Genomic DNA, 15,997 nt, shown 5'->3' with positions numbered 1-15,997 from the left:
GCAGTTCGGATGCGCCGACTGCGCCGTATTTGTGACCCCGTCTTGATAGTGCGGAATTCCCCGTGAATCCAGGTTGCCCCTTCCGTGGGCGTGTCCAGGTGGCCGGTTGCCCGTGGACGGCGACGGTGTCCGGCGGTATCCGAACCGGTTGAGCGGTAGGCCGCAGCCCCCTGGGTCCGCGGCGGTGGAGGCTTGCGAAAGGAAGTTGTACCGACGGGTAGTAAGGTCGTCGCATACATGCCAAAATCCTGCTGTCCTTGCTGTCCCTCACCACTTTCGGAGCCGTTGATGCGTCGCAGCGTCCGGGTCGCGCTGGCCCTCTCCCTCGCCGGACTGGCGGTCATGGTTCCGATCGGGTCGGCGCAGGCCGACGCCGTGGTGAGCGTGTCCGTCCCCGACGGCCTGCCGCTCAACGTGCGGTCGGAGCCCCGACTCGGCGCGCACGTGGTCGGCAGCCTCGCCAACGGCAGCAGTGTGACGATCACCTGCTACAGCCATGGCGACACCGTGGAGGGCATCGGCGGCGCCACCGACATCTGGAACAAACTGCCGAGCGGCGGCTGGGTCACCGACGGTTTCCTGGAGACCGGCTCCAACGCTCCGGTGGTGCCCGCCTGTTCCGGCGGTGCAGCGCCGTTCAAGCTGCCCTATCCGGCAGGCCAGGCGTACACCGTGACCCAGACCCCGGGTTCGGGCTACTCGCACAACGACGACTACAACCGGCACGCCGTCGACTTCGCCACCCCCAGCGGCACCCCGATCGTGGCCTCGGCCGCCGGCACCGTCTACTTCGAGGGTTGGAACGGCGCCGGAGGCATCATGGCGCTGGTCGACCACGGCAACAACCGCTGCACCCAGTACGCCCACCTCAGCTCGACCATCGTCGACCAGGGCAACCAGGTGGCCGCGGGCCAGCAGATCGGCACCTCCGGCGCCACGGGGAACGTGACGGGCGCGCACCTGCACTGGAACGTCGTGTACTGCGACAGCCAGCTCAGCCTGGAGATCCCCGACTCCGTGGAGACCGGCACCAACTACCCGACCGGGTCCGCGCCGGTGAGTCAGAACGGCTGACGGCCCCGCCCGCCCACGCCGCCGCGCCCGGGCAGACCGCGGCCACCGCTCACATCGGCACCGGACGGCGGGGCGGGCTCATCTCCCCTGTACGGCGGGCTTGATGAGCGCGATGGGCCAGGTCGCCGACCGGCCGTGAGCCCTACGGGCCGACCGGCCCGGCCCCGGCTCGGCGCCCGAGAGCCGAGGGTGTCGGGTGCGCAGCCCGGGAGCGGGTGGCGCCGGCGCGCTGGGGTGATCGCCGCGCCACTAAGGGTTGTCCCGTAATCCCCGGTGGGCGCACGACGACAGCTACGGCACCTCGCCGCGTTGTCGGAACATCCTGATACGCCCAGTATCGGGACGTCCCTCCGCCTTGCGAAGCACCGCATCTGCCGTCGTGCGCTGATCCACCGGGGATTACGGGACAACCCTTAGGGAGACCCTCCGGATGGCTGGATTCTGCGGCAACCTGACCGCGGGTCCAGAAGTCCGACGGGAATTTCCCGCCCACCCCGTTAATCGGACAGGAATTCGCATGTAGTTGCCGGGCAACCCTTCCTGGAGGCCGCGTGTCTCATCAGGCAGTCAGGGGTTCGCGGGCAACGTCGATCGATGTGAGATCGGAATTGTGATACGTGGGCTCCAGAGAAAGCGGACAACTATGTGCGAGCCAAAGGAGTAATTCCGCATGCGATACACCAAGCGTGCTCTCACGGGGCTGACCTGCGCTTTCGCTCTTATCCCGGCTGGTTCCGCCTTTGCCGGAAGCGGCCCGGCGCCGGAACCGTCCCAGCGGAGTGCGACTCATTCCCAGGCCCCGACCGAGGCCGGGAATCCGGAGAGTAAAAAGGCTCAGGCGGCCGGCGTCTGCGATGATGCGCACCAGATCGGGGACACCGCGTACGTGGTGCGCGGCGGGGTCACGGTCGCATCCGTCAAGCAGTTCTACTCGGCTGAATGCGAACGGAACTACGGATATCTGTGGGTCTGGGAATCCTTCCGTGCCGGGCACGGGGACTACGACGTGAGCATCGGGATCTACAGCTACTCGCAGGACGAGATCGTCGGCAAGCGTTCCTGGACGAACAGCAACGACCAGGAGTACTGGTCGAAGGGCACCGACACGGTCGCGGAGTGCACGGCCGCCATCGGCTCCCTCCGGGCAGCCGGTGACCCGCTCCCCAACCAGGCGGTGAGTTCCAAGCGCTGCTGACCACCTCCGCTGCTCTCCGAGGAGCGCCGCGGACGCCCTGAAGGCGGCCGGCCCCCGTCGCGGCTTCGAGCGCGCGGCGGGGGCCGGCACAGGCGGGGGAACGGTCAGCCGGCGGAATGGGGCGGAACGGCACCCCGCTCGGTGAGCGGTAGTCCGAGCTGCGCCCGTTCCACGAGCCAGCGGGTCGGCCGGTAACGGGGGTCCCCCGTCGCGTCCAGCAGTGCCCTTTGCAGCTCAAGCATCGCCCCGGCGCCGATCCGGTCCCCCCAGGCCAGCGGGCCGGTCGGATAGCCCAGGCCGGCGGTCACCGCCAGGTCGATGTCGGACGGTTCGGCGATCGAGCGTTCCGCGATGGAGGCAGCCACCGACACGATCGACGCCAGCAGGCGTTGGGCTACCGAGCCCGGGGTGTCGCCGACGATCGAGACGGCGCGGACGGTCGGGGCGCCGTCCGCGCCCGGCACGGCCGGCCGGGCCAGGACCGCCGCGGCATCGCGCACCGTGTCCGGGGCGGACGCCGGCGTCATAGCCAGCACCCGCCGACCGGTGGCCAGCGACAGCGGGTCCACCCCGAGGGTGCGGTCGGCAGGCAGCCCGAGTCCGTGGACGGCGGCGGCGACCGTTGTCCCCCAGGTCGGGACGAGTACCACCGCTCGTGAGGAGACGGCGTCGGCCGGTTCCCGGAGGACGGTGGCGCCCCCTTCGGCGAGCGCCCCCCTGAGTTCCACGGCGCGCGGGCCGTCCCCTACCACCAGCATCGGACGGCCGGCGTCCCCGTCCACCGGGTCCTCGGGACGGACGGCCCCCGCCCCCGGGGCGTAGTCGTAGAAGCCCCGCCCCGTCTTGCGGCCGAGCAGCCCGGCGGAGACCCGGCCAGGTGTCAGATAGGAGGGGCGGAGCCGTTCGGAATGGCGGAAGCCCCGCCAGATGGTGTCGATGACGGCTGAGGTGACGTCCAGACCGGTGAGATCGGTGAGTTCGAAGGGCCCCATCCGCAGCCCGAGCACGTCACGCGCGATGCGGTCGATACCGACCGGATCGGAGACGGACTCCTCCAGCAGGGCCAGGGCCTCGGTGATCAGCCCGCGCCCGGCGTGGTTGACCAGGAAACCGGGGGTGTCGGCCACCACCACGGCCTGGTGGCCGCAGCCGCGCACCAGGTCGACGAGGGCCGGGGGGATGCCGGGACGGGTGGCCGCTCCAGGCACCACTTCGGCGATCTTCATCAGCGGAACCGGGTTGAAGAAGTGCAGACCGGCCAGACGGGAGGGGTCCCTGAGCCCCGCCGCGATCTCGGTGACCGAGAGGGAGGAGGTGTTCGTCGCGAAGACCGTCTTCTCCGGCAGCACCTCTTCCAGGCCCCGGAGGAGTTCCACCTTGGTCGCGAGGTCCTCGCGCACGGCCTCGACGACGAGTTCCGGAGCGTCGCCGCCGTCCGGGGCGGCAGGAAGCAGGGGGGTGTCCAGCGGCAGCAGCCGGGCCGCCGCGGCGACGGCCTCCGCCCTGGTGATCCGCTGCTTGGCGACGGCGCGTTCAAGCATCTGGCCGATGAAGGAGACCGCCTCCTCGACCGACTCCGGCCGGGCGTCGGCGAGTTCGACGGTGTGCCCGGCGGCGGCCGCCCACTGGGCGATACCGCGTCCCATCACCCCGGCACCGACGATCCTGATGCGCATCTGACTCCTCGTGCTCTCGGTTCCTGCGGTACAGCCGTGGTCTCTCCGCAGCGCCCGGTCTGAAACGCCTGACCGGAGCGGCTGAGGGTTGTCCCATGATCCCCGGTGGATCAGCGCACGGCGTCAGATGCGGTGCATCGCAAGGCGGAGGGACGTCCTGATACTGGGCGTATCGGGGTGTTCCGACAACGCGGCGAGACCCCGCGGCGGTCGTCGGGGGCCGGTCGTCGGGGGCCGGCCGGGCATCCCCGGCCAGCCCTCAGGCCTTCGTGAGGAGGCTCTCGGAGAGGCCCAGATGGCGGCCCAGGGCCTGCCGGCCGGCGGCGGTCACAGCCGCGGCACGGGTGGTGCCGACGCGGGTGATCCAGCCCGCTCGGAAGGCGTGATGGCACAGGGCGGCGCCGACGGCGCCAGCCAGGTGCGGCCGGCGTTCGGTCCAGTCCAGGCAGGAGCGCACCGACGGGCGTCGGCTCCCCGCCGACACGGTGATGCCGAGTTCACCCAGCCAACTCGTGCCCGCACCGGTGAGCCGGAGGCCCTGCTCCCAGTCCAGCAGTTCCCGTTCGGTCATCGCATCGGTGATGGCGACTCCGACGGTTCCCGCGAGGTGGTCGTAGCAGGTGCGGAGATGGGCGAGGGCCTGACGCCGGCCGGTCGCCGACAGCGAGCGTGGAGTGGTCCGGTCCGGGGCGAGGGCGGCGAGGCCCTCGATCAGCTCGGCGACCTCCGGGGCGGCGATCCGGACGTAGCGGTGGCGCCCCTGGCGTTCCTCCGCGAGAAGCCCGCCGTGCACGAGCGCGTTCAGGTGCCCGGTCGTCGTCGAGGACGCCACGCCCACGTGGTGGGCCAGTTCGGTTGCCGTCCACGCCCGGCGGTCGAGCAGGGCCATGCAGAAGGCCGCACGGGTGCCGTCGGCGAGGAGTTTCGCCACCGAGGCGAGGTCCGGTCCTTCTCCGCGGGCGCGCCGTGTCTCCACATTCCCATTATGGCCTGCGAGGCTTCGGCCACCGCCGAAACGTCGGCGACCTAACCTCCCCGCCACGGACAGCGCAACGCCCAGCCGGCTGCCCGCAGCGCGGCCGGCGGCCACAAGACGATCGAGCCCAGCATCCTGTACTTCGGAACCCCCGTGGTGCTCCTGTCGACCGAGAACGAGGACGGTCCGCCAACCTCGCGCCCATCTCCTCGGCCTGGGCCCTCGGGAAGACGGCGGTACTCGGCCTGGGGCGGCATGGCCAGACCGCGCACAACCTGGGCCACCGCCCCGACCTGGTCATCAACCTGCCCGACCCGTCCCTGTGGGGCGCGGTGGAGCGGTTGGCTCCGCTGACCGGCCGCAGTCCGGTGCCTGCCGCGAAGCCGGCGGGGTGCCGGTTCGAGCCGGACAGGTTCGGCGCCTGCGGCCTGCACGGCGAGCCCTCCGACCTGGTCCGACCGCCCCGGGGTCGCGGAATGCCCCATACAGTTGGAGGCCCGCGCCGAGCGGGTGCGGCCGGACGTGACTGCGGAGTTCGCCATCGTCGAAGCCGGGATGCGGAAGGTGCACGCCGACCCCCGGCTGGTGGTGCCCGGCACCGGGCACATCGATCCGGCCGCGTGGAGCCCGCTGATCCACAACTTCCGCCACTACTTGGGCCTGGGGCCGGAACTCGGCCACTCCTACCGCACCTCGACGCCCCACACCTCGACGACCGGGACGCCGGCTCCCTGCGGTCGGCCAGCGCCAACCGGAGGCTGACCCGGTAGCGGAGCCGGCTCCTCGCGACCCGGCTCCTCGCGACCCGGCTCCTCGCGACCCGGCCGTCCCGGTCGGCCGGTGTCCAAGCAGATCAGAGCTGCGCGCTGATCGCGTCCGCGGTGGAGCGCAGCAGGGGGGCGAGCGCGGCGGCGCGCGCATGGTCGAGACGGGTGCTGGGGGCGGACACCGTCACGGCGGCGATGGCCGCCCCGTGGCGGTCCCGGACCGGGACGGCGGCGCCGTGCACCTCGACGACGCTCTCGTCGAAGTTCAGGGCGTAGCCGCGCTCCCGGGTGAGGGCCAGATCGGCGGCGAGGGCGTCCAGGTCCGGCAGCGTGGCGGGGGTGAGCCGGGTGAGACCGCTCGGATAGCGCAACCGGACCGCTTCCGGTGGGAGTTCGGCGAGGATCGCCTTGCCGCCGGCCGTGCTGTAGGCCGGGACGTGGTCCCCGGTGCGGGGCACCACCCGCAGCGGCTGCGTGCCGTCCACCCCATCGAGGAAGAAGGCGTCCGGACCGTCCAGTACCAGCAGGTTGGAGGTCTCGTCGGCGGCGTCCCGGAGGGACTCCAGGTGGGGGCGGGCGATCCGGATCAGCGCCCGCTCCTCGGCCAGCCCGCGTGCCAGCCCGAGCAGGGCCGGGCCCAGCCGGTATCGGCGTCCGCCCGGCTCCTGTTCGACGAACCCGTGCTCCCGTAGCGTGGTGAGCAACCGGTGTGCGGTCGAGCGGGCCACCCCGAGGTGTTCGCTGACGTCCGTGAGCCGCACGGCCTCCTGACCGCGGAGATAGAGCAGGGTGCGCAGCGCGTGCGCCACCGAGCTCGCGCTCTCGCCGCGTTTTTCGTTGTTCGACATAGCGGAAATCCTAGTCCCAGCTGTTCCACAGTGGCTGATCCCGTCCTAGAGTCAGCCCCGAACAAAAGTTGAGCGCGGAACTTTCTGTCGGAGAGCTTCCAGCCAGCGGAAAAACCGCCTCCGCCGTCAGCCGTACCAGGGCGGGGCGGGGGACCGCAGACCGGGCGTGGCCCATGGTGACCACGCCGTACCGGTAGGGCCGCTGCGTCTCGTTTTTCCGCCCACCCTCATCCCCAAGGAGAGCAGCCATGCAGGCCGAGACCGGTGACACGTCGAAGATTCCCCCCGGCGGGGACCCCGCGGAAAATACCGGTGCCGCCACGGACGGAAGCGGCGGCACCTCCGCGGGTGGCGAAGGGAAGGCGGCCACCGGCGGCCGGTACAAGCCGTGGCACACGGTCTGGCTCCTGCTGCTGCTGGGCTGGACCGTCAGCGCTGCCGACCGCGCAGTCACCGGACCGGTCGTCACATGGATGATCGACAACGGGGTCGGCTTCCTCGCCGACGCCAGCAACCCGCACGCCCTCGGCGGACTCATCGGCGGTCTCTTCTTCGCCGGCTACATGCTCACCCAGTTCCCCGGGGGCTACCTCGGTGACCGCTACGGCCACCGGACGATGCTGGTGGTCAGCCTCCTGTGGGCCGGTATAGCGACCCTGCTCACCGGCTTCATCGGCGGACTCGTCTCCTTCATCGTGGTGCGGGTCGTCACCGGTCTGGGAGAGGGCGCGTACTACTCCAACGACCGCACCCTGATCACCGACACCACGCCGGAGAAGGACCGCAGCCTCGGTATGGGCGTGGTCATCACCGGCCTGGCCTTCGGCATCACCATCGCCCTGGTCTTCACGCCGCACTTCATCGACATCGGCAAGCTCTTCCTCCCCGATGTCGAGGCCTGGCGGATGGCGTTCTGGATCCTCGGCGCGGCGACGATCCTGGTCGGCGTCCTGCTCGCCGCCCACTTCCGGGAACACCTCAGCCTCGCCAAGCTCGGCCGGGCCACCGCGCACCTCGGTCTGTACTCCGCCATCTCGCTCGTCCTGATCATGGCGGTCTACGTGATCGGCGAGAAGTCGGGCCTCTCCAGCCTCTGGATCGCGCTCATCGAGGTGGCCCTCGCCGTCGGCCTGGTCCTGTTCGCACTGACCCGCAAGGGCGAGGAACTCGGTCCCGTGCTGAAGAACCGGGACCTCTTCCTGCTCTACATCGCCAATATCGCGATCCTGTGGAACCTCTGGTTCTTCAGCTTCTGGTCCGTCTCCATCGTCTCCAGCGCCGCCGACTCCACCTTCATGGACGCCGCGCTCACCGCCGGCTTCAACGCCGGAGCGGGTCTGCTCGGCTTCCCCGTCGGCGGCTGGCTGTCGGACTACGGCATGCGGAACGGCTGGGGCCGCAAGGCGATGATGCTCACCTTCACCGGCGTCCAGGCGGTGCTCACCATCTGCTTCGCCTGGTACCTGGTGGCGGCCGACAAACCCTCGCTCTGGGTCATGGGCGTCCTGCTCTTCTCCGCCAGCCTGTTCTTCAACGCCCTCCAGCCCATCGGGCACGCGCTCACCGCCGACATCGCCAAGCCCGAACTGCGCGGCTCCGCCTTCGGCATGGAGAACCTCATCGGTGAGATGGGCGCCGTGCTCTCGCCGGCGATCAGCGGTGTGCTGCGGGACAGCACCGGCGACTGGACCGCGGCCGTCTGGCTGGACGCGGCAGTCGTCGTCGCCGGGTTCTGCGTCCTCTCCTTCGTCCGCGGCCAGGGCGCCCACAAGCCGCGGTCCGCGCCGGGGCTCTCGCTCAAGGCCTGACGCCGAGCGCCCAAGCCCCCACCCGGCCCCCCGATCCGCCGGCCGGACCCGACAGCCGGCGGATCGGCCGGGGCCGGCGAACCACCGACACACCGGTACCACCCCCGTCCCCCCGCCGCACCGCGATGCCCGCGGCGGGGGCGGACCCGGAAGGACCATCCGCATGCGCACGGTGCGAGACGCCGCCTTCGAGGCCCTGCGTCGACACGGCCTCACGACCATCTTCGCCAACCCCGGCTCCACGGAGATATCGCTCCTCGCCGACCTGCCCGACGACCTCGACTTCGTTCTCGCGCTCCACGAGGGATCCGTCGTCGGAGCCGCCACCGGATGGGCCGTCGTCCGGAACGAACCCGCCCTCGTCCTCCTGCACACCACCGCCGGACTGGGCAACGCGGTCGGGGCGCTGGCCACCGCCCGGGAGAACCGGGCACCGCTCGTGGTGATCGTGGGACAGCAGGACCGCCGCCACCTCGCCCAGCGGCCCTTCCTGGCCGGACGGCTGGAACAACTGGCCGGCGACTACCCCGTGAGCGTGGAGGTCCCGCTCCGCGCCCAGGACGTGCCCGGGGCGCTCGGCCGCGCGGTGCACGCCGCTCGCTGCGAACGGGGACCGGCGCTGGTCATCGTGCCGATGGACGACTGGACCGAAGCGGCCGAGGAACTGCCCGACCCGGCCCCGTCCACCATCCGGCAGACCGCCATCGCCGACCAGGAATCGGTCCGTGAAGTGGCCGACCTCCTGACGGCCGCGTCCCGTCCGGCGCTGGTCGTGGGGGCGGGGGCCGACCACGCCGCCACCTGGCAGGCACTGACCGAACTCGCCGAGCGGCTCGACTGCCCGGTGTGGCAGGAATCCTTCGGGGCCCGGGCCGGTTTCCCGCAGGACCACCCGAGGTTCGCCGGGCACCTCCCCGCGGACCGCACCAGGCTGCGGCAGACCCTCGAGCCCCACGACCTGGTCATCGCCGTCGGCGCCCCGGTCTTCCGGCAGTACCCCTACGAGGACGGGCCGCTGGTGCACCCGGGCACCCGGCTCGCGATGGTCACCGACGACCCGGAGGAGGCCCGTCGGGCCCCCGTGGAGCTCGCGGTGGTCGGCCCACTACCCGACTTCTGCGCCGCGCTGGCCCGACTCGTCCCCGAGCGCGCCGACCGTACGGCCGAGGCCCCGACGCGCCCGGGTGCCGCGCTCCCGCCACCACCAGGGAAGGGAGAACCCCTGCGCGCCGCCCACGTACTGGGCGCGCTCGCAGAACGGCTGCCACCGGAGACGGTGCTCGTCGAGGAGACGCCCTCGAGCCGACCGGACCTGCACGCGATGGTGCCGGCCCGACGTCCGCTGGGCTTCCTCAGTGCGGCCATGGGCGGACTCGGGTTCGCGCTGCCGGCCGCCGTCGGCGTGCGGATGGGGGATCCGGGTCGGCCGGTGGTCGCCGTCGTCGGCGACGGCTCCTCCCTCTACCAGATCCAGGGGCTGTGGACGGCCGTGCGCTACCGGGTGGGCGCGGTCTTCGTCGTGCTGGCCAACGGCCGCTACGCGGTGATGGACCGGCTGGCGGAGAAACAGGGCGGCAAGCCGCCCTGGCCCGACTTCGAGGAGGTCAGCGTCGCCGGGTTGGCGAAGGCGCTGGGGTGCCCGGCCCGCCGGGTCACCGACCACGCCGGACTGCTGCGCGAACTGGACGCGCTGGTGCCGACCCTGGGGAACCGGAGCGAGCCGCTGCTGCTGGAGGTGGCGGTGGATCCCGACCGGAGCTTCGCGCCCTGAGGGCTCCGCCCGGGAACGCCACACGGCCTCGTCAGCGAGGCGGCCGGGGCGGCGGAGGCGTGTGGACGCGGAGCCCGGTACCGACCCGCCATAGTCGGTACCGGGCCCTGCCGCCGTGGAGACCCGCGCCGAGCGCGCCGGTCAGCAACTCCGCGGACCGCTGCCCGGAGCCGGTAACACCGGGAGCCGGGGGCAGCCGGCGGAGGAACCCGCCGGGCGGAGCCGTCGCCCTCGGAGCAGCGGCGCCTTGCGCCGAGGGCGCCCGATCAGCCGTTCAGCGCCCGCAGCACGCTGTCGTAGGCAGCCTTCTTCCGGTACGAGTCGTCGAAGAGCAGCGCGGCACCCTCCCCCTCGAAGACGTCGGGGATCCACGAGTACTTGTCGGTCACCCCCCAGACGGTGATTCCGGTGCAGCGGGAGACCGCCAGGCAGGACCGGACCACTCCGTGGTAGTCGCGGGCCTGCTGGCGGAGGTCGGTGCCGCTCGCCGGGGTCGGCATCCGGATGTCCAGCTCGGTGATGTTGACGTCGACGCCCAGATCGGCGAAGCGCTGGAGGTTCGCCCGGTAGTCGCCGGGCAGTTGGCCGACGATCAGGTGTGACTGGAGGCCGACGCAGTCGATGGGCACCCCGCGCGCCTTGAAGTCCCGCACCATGGCGTAGACGGCGTCGCTCTTCGCGTTGACACCGTCGATGTTGTAGTCGTTGTAGCAGAGCTTGGCGTCCGGGTCGGCCGCCCGGGCGGCCCGGAACGCCTCCTCCATGTACCGGTCGCCGATCCGCCGCTGGAAGACCGTCGAACGCCGTTCGCCGTTCTCCTCGAAGGCTTCGTTGACGACGTCCCAGTAGTCGACCTGTCCCCTGAAGCGACCGGCGACACCGTCGATGTGGTTCCGCATCACCGACAGCAGTTCCGAACCGGAGGAGACGCCCTCCACCCAGCCGGGCAACTGGCTGTGCCAGACCAGGGTGTGGCCGCGCAGGGCCATGCCGTGGCGTCGGGCGTGGTTGGCGACGGCGTCGGCCGGCCCGTAGTCGAACGATCCGTGGGAGGGCTCGGTGGTCTCCCATTTCATCTCGTTCTCCGGGGTCACCGAGTTGAACTCGGTGTTCAGCGTGTTCGCGTAGTCCGGTTCGCCGAGGTGGCCGCTGGCGAGCGCGGTGCCGAACACCCGCCCCTTGGCCGCCGCCGCGGCGCCGAGGGTCTCGGCCCGCGGGTGCCTTCCGGTGTCCGACGAGTTCTGGCCGGCGTACGCGGCGGGAGCGGCCAGGGCGCTGCCCAGCAGGCCGGCACCGGCGAGTACGGTCCCGCACAGGGCCAAGACCGCGGGGCGTCTCCGGATGCGGTGGGTTGGGCTGATCACCGTTCCTCCTTCTACGGAAGCAGGTAGTCATCCGGAAAGGTAGGGAGGGTTACCGGAACCCGCAAGGGCGTGTTGCGGAAGGGATCGCCTCAGCTGTAGCCGTGGGCCGGAGAAGCAGGATTCGGCCCGCGCGGGTGAGACAGCCCGCCACCAGGGCAGCAGGTCCTTCGGGCAGGATCGAACCCGGGGTCGGCCTTTTCGTCAGTCGGTCACGGCTTCCGGAAGATACGACTACCCGTCCGCCGCAGGGCCGCTTCCGGGCGGCGGGGCGCTGCTCGCCCGCACCACCAGCTCGGTCGCCAACTCCACCCTCGGGCTCTCGAGTTCCTCGCCCCGCATGGAGCGCAGTACCGTCCGGGCCGCGAGCGCGCCCATCTCGCTCAACGGCTGGCGGACCGTGGTCAGCGGGGGCGAGGACCAGCGCACGATCGGCAGGTCGTCGAAGCCCACCACGCTGGCGTCGTGCGGCACCCGGAGGCCGCGCCGGCGCAGCCCCTCGATCACGCCCAGCGCCATCTGGTCGCTCGCCGCGAAGACCGCGGTCGGCGGTTCCGCCAGGTCGAACAGCGCGTTCGCGCCGTGGAAACCGGACTCGTGGTAGAAGTCGCCCTGGAAGACCAGCTCCTCGAGCACCGGCAGGTCCGCGGATTCCAGAGCGGCCCGGTAGCCGTCCAGTCGGGCCCTGCTGCACAGCAGTCGGCGCGGCCCGGCGATGAAGCCGATCCGGGTGTGGCCGAGCGAGATCAGGTGCTCCGTCGCGCTCATGCCGCCGGCCCAGTTGGTCGCGCCGACGGTCGGCACGTCGATCGAGGGCACCCCGGCCGGATCCACCACCACGGTCGGCACGTCGAGCCGGCGCAGTTCCTCGTGCAGGCTGGAGCCGAAGTCGGAGGTCACCAGGATCACTCCGTCGGTGGCCCGGCTCCGGAGGTTCTCCAGCCACTGGCGGGCCGCGCTGGACCTGCTGTGCACGGCCGAGACCACGGTGCCCATACCGGCGGGGTGGGCGACGTCCTCCACCCCGCGGATGATCTCCACGGCCCACGGGCTGTCGAGGTCGTTGAAGACCAGGTCGATCAGGTTGGCCCGTTCGTCGGGGCTGGGCGCGCGGCGGCGGTAGCCGCGCTGGCGCAGCAACCCCTCGATCCGGGCCCGGGTCTCCGGCGACACGTCGGCTCGGCGGTTGACCACCCTGGAGACGGTCGGCACCGAGACCCCGGCCTCCTTGGCGATCGCCGTGATGGTGATTCTCGGTTCGTCCTCCGACACCTGGACTCCCTGACCGAAATCTTTACGGAACGGCACACCCCCTGAGGTTACCCGAACTCCCGTGGTGGCAGCGGTTGACAGGGTGCGTCGCTGACCATAGCTTCCCGGAAGTGATCCGGTAAGTTCACCGTAGTTTCCGGAAGGTGCTAGATGAATCTTCGCTCGAGGGCCCGAAGAACACGGGCCGTCTCGGTCCTCGCCGCCGCTTCCCTCGGAGTCTCCCTACTGGCGGGCTGCGGCAGCAACGGACCCGCCTCCGGGGACTCCGACACCCTGAACGTCTGGGTCTACCAGGACGCTTCCGGCAAGGTCCAGGAACAGGCCGTCAAGGAGTTCAACAAGACGTCGAAGGTCAAGGCGAAACTCCACCAGATACCGGCCGACGGCTACGAGGACAAGCTGCGCACCGGCATGGGGTCGCCCAACGCCCCGGACGTCTTCTTCAACTGGGGCGGCGGCAGCATCAAGGACTACGTCGACCAGGGCCAGATCCTCGACCTGGGGCCGACCCTGGAGAAGGACCCCGAACTGGCGGAGGCGTTCGTGCCCTCGGTCTTCGAAGGGGGCCGGATCGGCGGCAAGCAGTACGGCATACCCATGCGCGGTGTGCAACCGGTGATCCTCTTCTACAACAAGGCCGTCTTCGAAGCGGCCGGCGCCGAGCCCCCCGGCTCCTGGGAGGACCTCCTCGGACTCGTCGACACCTTCAAGAAGGAGGGCGTCACGCCCTTCGCGCTGGGCGGCGCCGACGCCTGGCCTGAACTGATGTGGCTGGAGTACCTGGTGGACCGCTACGGCGGCGCGGAGGTCTTCCAGACGATCCAGGACGGCGACTCGGGCGGCTGGACGGACCCGGCCATGCTCAAGGGCGCCGAGACCATCAGGGAACTCGTGGACCGCGGAGCCTTCGGCAAGAACTTCGCCTCCGTCAACTACGTGGCGGACGGCGCCTCCACGCTCTTCGCCAAGGGCCGGGCGGCGATGCACCTGATGGGCTCCTGGGAGTACGCCAACCAGCTCGCCAACCAGCCCGAGTTCGCCAAGAAGGACCTCGGCTACGTGGCCTTCCCGGCCCTTCCGGGAGGCTCCGGGGACAGCGACAGCATCGTCGGCAACCCGACGAACTACTGGTCGATCAACGCCCGGAGCAAGCACCAGGAGGCGGCCGTCGAGTTCGCCAAGCTCGCCGCCGAGCCGTTCTACGCCGAAGCCCTGGTCGCCAACGGCGATGTCCCGCCCGCGGCCGACTCGGCGAGCCTGCTCAAGAAGCACAGCACCCCCGACTACGCCGAGTTCCAGTACGAACTGGTCGAGAAGGCACCCGCCTTCACCCTCTCCTGGGACCAGGCCCTGCCCCCCAGCGTCGTCACCCCCCTCAACACCAACCTCCAGCAGTTGTTCAACGGCAAGCTGAGCCCGAAGGGCTTCGTCGAGGCCATGAAGGCGGCCAAGTGAGCCCCACCCGCTTCACGGGCCGCCCGAGCGCTGCTTGGGCGGCCCCCGGCATCCTGTTCTTCTGCTTCTTCGCGGTGCTGCCCATGGCGCTGGTGGTCTATCTGTCGTTCACCACCTGGAACGGCCTGGGCAACCCGAGCTGGGTCGGGGCCGACAACTGGAGCCGGCTGCTGAGCGATCCCGACATCCGTCAGGCGATCCTGCTCAGCGTGCTGCTGACCGCGGTGACCTGGCTGTTCCAGACACCCATCTGCATGCTCATCGGAGTCTGGGCGGCCGGCCGGCAGCGCAACCGGGCGCTGCTCTCGGCGGTCTTCTTCCTACCGCTGCTGCTCTCCTCAGTGGCCATCGCGCTGCTCTGGAAAGCCCTGCTCGACCCGAACTTCGGCGTCATCGCAGACCTCGGGCCCTGGCTGGGACTGGAGGACGGCAACCTCATCGGCACCTCCCGCGGCGCCTTCGCCTGCGTCGCCTTCGTCATCTCCTGGCAGTTCATCCCCTTCCACACCCTGCTCTACCAGGCGGGAGCGCGCCAGGTGCCCAAGTCGCTCTACGATGCCGCCTCGATCGACGGAGCCGGCCGGTACCGGCGCTTCTGGACGATCACACTGCCGCAACTGCGCAACACCGCGATCACCTCGTCGGTGCTGATGGTCGTGGGGTCGCTCACCTTCTTCGACACGGTGCTCATCCTCACCGGCGGCGGGCCCGGCAAGGACACGTCCATTCTGCCGTTCCTCATGTACCAGAAGGGCTTCGTGGCCTTCGAGATGGGCTACGCGAGCTCCATCGCCGTCGCCCTGGTCGTCGTCGCCACCGCCGTCTCGCTGCTGCTGGTGAAGCTCACCGGCTTCGGTGAGATGCGCAGCACCCGGGAGGGGATGTGACCACGGACCTCAGGGGCGCCCCCGGACGGCCGAGCGCCCCGCCGGCCCCCACCGCCCTCCGCCGCCCGAACCGGCCGAGGGCGAACCTGCCCGGCGGACTGGGCGCGCTGGTCTGGCTGGCGGTGGTCGGCGTACCGCTGTACGCCCTGCTGGCCGCGACGTTCAAGGAGAAGAGCGACTACCTCGACAACGGGCCGCTCGCCCTGCCCTCCGACCCGACGCTGGGCAACTACGCGAAGGTCTGGCACAGCGGGTTCCCGACGTACCTCCTCAACACCGCACTCGTCACGGTCGCGGTGGTGGCCATCGTCATCGCCCTGGCCGTACCGGTCGGCTACGCGGTGGTGCGCTCCCGCAGCCTCCTCTCCCGGGCGGCCTTCCGAGCCTTCCTGCTGGGGCTGGCCATCCCCTCCCAGGCCGTGATCATCCCGGTCTACCTGGTCATCACCCAGCTGCGGCTCTACGACACCCTGCTCGCCGTCATCCTGCCGACCGCGGCGTTCTCGCTGCCCGTCTGCGTGCTGATCCTGGCCGGTTCGATGCGGGACATCGACGAGGAGATGTACGAGGCGATGGCCGTCGACGGCGCCGGGCAGACCCGGACACTCCTCCGACTGGTCATCCCCATGTCACGGGCCGGGATCTCCACCGTCGGGGTGTACGCGGCCCTCCAGGCGTGGAACGGCTTCCTCTTCCCGCTGATCCTCACCCAGAGCGCCTCCCAGCGGGTGCTGACCCTGGGCCTGTACGACTACGTCGCCGAGTTCCGGGTGGACACCCCGGCGCTGCTGACCGCCGTCGTGCTGTCCATGCTGCCGATCTTCGTCGTGTACCTCTTCGCCCGCCGCCAACTGATCAACGGCCTCATGGGGGTCGGCGGCAAATGATCCCGCACGGAACGGAAAGG

General features: G+C 70.7%; 11 protein-coding genes and 2 pseudogenes. 8 read left to right on the top strand and 5 right to left on the bottom strand.

Annotated features, from left to right (window positions below):
- Positions 1 to 288: 288 nt before the first annotated feature.
- Both BGP73_RS05625 and BGP73_RS23840 read left to right on the top strand, forming a co-directional pair.
- Complete coding sequence (locus BGP73_RS05625) at positions 289 to 1,074, top strand: peptidoglycan DD-metalloendopeptidase family protein (RefSeq protein WP_244501099.1); 786 nt, start codon at positions 289 to 291, stop codon at positions 1,072 to 1,074.
- 886 nt (positions 1,075 to 1,960) lie between these two features.
- Positions 1,961 to 2,269, top strand: a complete 309-nt coding sequence (locus BGP73_RS23840; protein ID WP_306303448.1) for a hypothetical protein — start codon at positions 1,961 to 1,963, stop codon at positions 2,267 to 2,269.
- A 104-nt stretch (positions 2,270 to 2,373) separates the two neighbouring features.
- On the opposite strand, the gene BGP73_RS05615 is transcribed toward BGP73_RS23840, so the two are convergent.
- Positions 2,374 to 3,945, bottom strand: coding sequence for a 3-hydroxyacyl-CoA dehydrogenase NAD-binding domain-containing protein (locus BGP73_RS05615; protein ID WP_069812350.1), 1,572 nt, complete (start codon positions 3,943 to 3,945; stop codon positions 2,374 to 2,376).
- Positions 3,946 to 4,204: 259 nt separating this feature from the next.
- On the bottom strand, positions 4,205 to 4,921 hold the full coding sequence (locus BGP73_RS05610) for an ArsR/SmtB family transcription factor (RefSeq protein ID WP_069812349.1): 717 nt from the start codon (positions 4,919 to 4,921) through the stop codon (positions 4,205 to 4,207).
- 153 nt (positions 4,922 to 5,074) lie between these two features.
- Here BGP73_RS05610 and BGP73_RS05605 point away from each other — a divergent pair.
- A pseudogene (locus BGP73_RS05605) lies at positions 5,075 to 5,683 on the top strand (flavin reductase family protein).
- A gap of 91 nt (positions 5,684 to 5,774) precedes the next feature.
- Here the strand turns inward: BGP73_RS05605 and BGP73_RS05600 are convergent.
- The gene (locus tag BGP73_RS05600; RefSeq protein WP_069812348.1) at positions 5,775 to 6,536 is read right to left on the bottom strand and encodes an IclR family transcriptional regulator; all 762 of its coding nucleotides are present in this window, start codon (positions 6,534 to 6,536) and stop codon (positions 5,775 to 5,777) included.
- A 248-nt stretch (positions 6,537 to 6,784) separates the two neighbouring features.
- Between BGP73_RS05600 and BGP73_RS05595 the strand changes: the two genes are divergently transcribed.
- Together BGP73_RS05595 and BGP73_RS05590 are read left to right on the top strand one after the other, a co-directional pair.
- Positions 6,785 to 8,344, top strand: a complete 1,560-nt coding sequence (locus BGP73_RS05595; protein ID WP_079127224.1) for an MFS transporter — start codon at positions 6,785 to 6,787, stop codon at positions 8,342 to 8,344.
- A 163-nt stretch (positions 8,345 to 8,507) separates the two neighbouring features.
- A complete protein-coding gene (locus BGP73_RS05590) occupies positions 8,508 to 10,115 on the top strand; it encodes a thiamine pyrophosphate-dependent enzyme (RefSeq protein WP_069812347.1) in 1,608 nt (535 codons plus the stop codon).
- A 269-nt stretch (positions 10,116 to 10,384) separates the two neighbouring features.
- Here BGP73_RS05590 and BGP73_RS05585 read toward each other — a convergent pair.
- Positions 10,385 to 11,458: pseudogene (locus BGP73_RS05585) on the bottom strand (endo-1,4-beta-xylanase); the annotation flags it as partial.
- 252 nt (positions 11,459 to 11,710) lie between these two features.
- Positions 11,711 to 12,748 (bottom strand): LacI family DNA-binding transcriptional regulator, encoded by a 1,038-nt coding sequence (locus BGP73_RS05580; RefSeq protein ID WP_069812345.1) that lies wholly within the window; start codon positions 12,746 to 12,748, stop codon positions 11,711 to 11,713.
- Positions 12,749 to 12,898: 150 nt separating this feature from the next.
- Between BGP73_RS05580 and BGP73_RS05575 the strand changes: the two genes are divergently transcribed.
- The 3 genes from BGP73_RS05575 to BGP73_RS05565 are packed head-to-tail and all read left to right on the top strand — an operon-like array spanning position 12,899 to position 15,977.
- The gene (locus BGP73_RS05575) at positions 12,899 to 14,203 is read left to right on the top strand and encodes an ABC transporter substrate-binding protein (protein ID WP_079127222.1); all 1,305 of its coding nucleotides are present in this window, start codon (positions 12,899 to 12,901) and stop codon (positions 14,201 to 14,203) included.
- Positions 14,200 to 15,090, top strand: a complete 891-nt coding sequence (locus BGP73_RS05570; RefSeq protein ID WP_069812344.1) for a carbohydrate ABC transporter permease — start codon at positions 14,200 to 14,202, stop codon at positions 15,088 to 15,090. The genes BGP73_RS05575 and BGP73_RS05570 overlap by 4 nt, the downstream gene beginning before the upstream one ends.
- Complete coding sequence (locus BGP73_RS05565) at positions 15,087 to 15,977, top strand: carbohydrate ABC transporter permease (protein WP_069812343.1); 891 nt, start codon at positions 15,087 to 15,089, stop codon at positions 15,975 to 15,977. The genes BGP73_RS05570 and BGP73_RS05565 overlap by 4 nt, the downstream gene beginning before the upstream one ends.
- The last annotated feature ends 20 nt before the right edge of the window (positions 15,978 to 15,997 follow it).

Origin of the sequence: Streptomyces sp. TP-A0874, assembly GCF_001748085.1 — a bacterium.
GTDB lineage: Bacteria > Actinomycetota > Actinomycetes > Streptomycetales > Streptomycetaceae > Streptomyces.
Note: the sequence above shows the minus strand (reverse complement) of the source record. Positions and strands in the feature narration are given on the sequence as shown.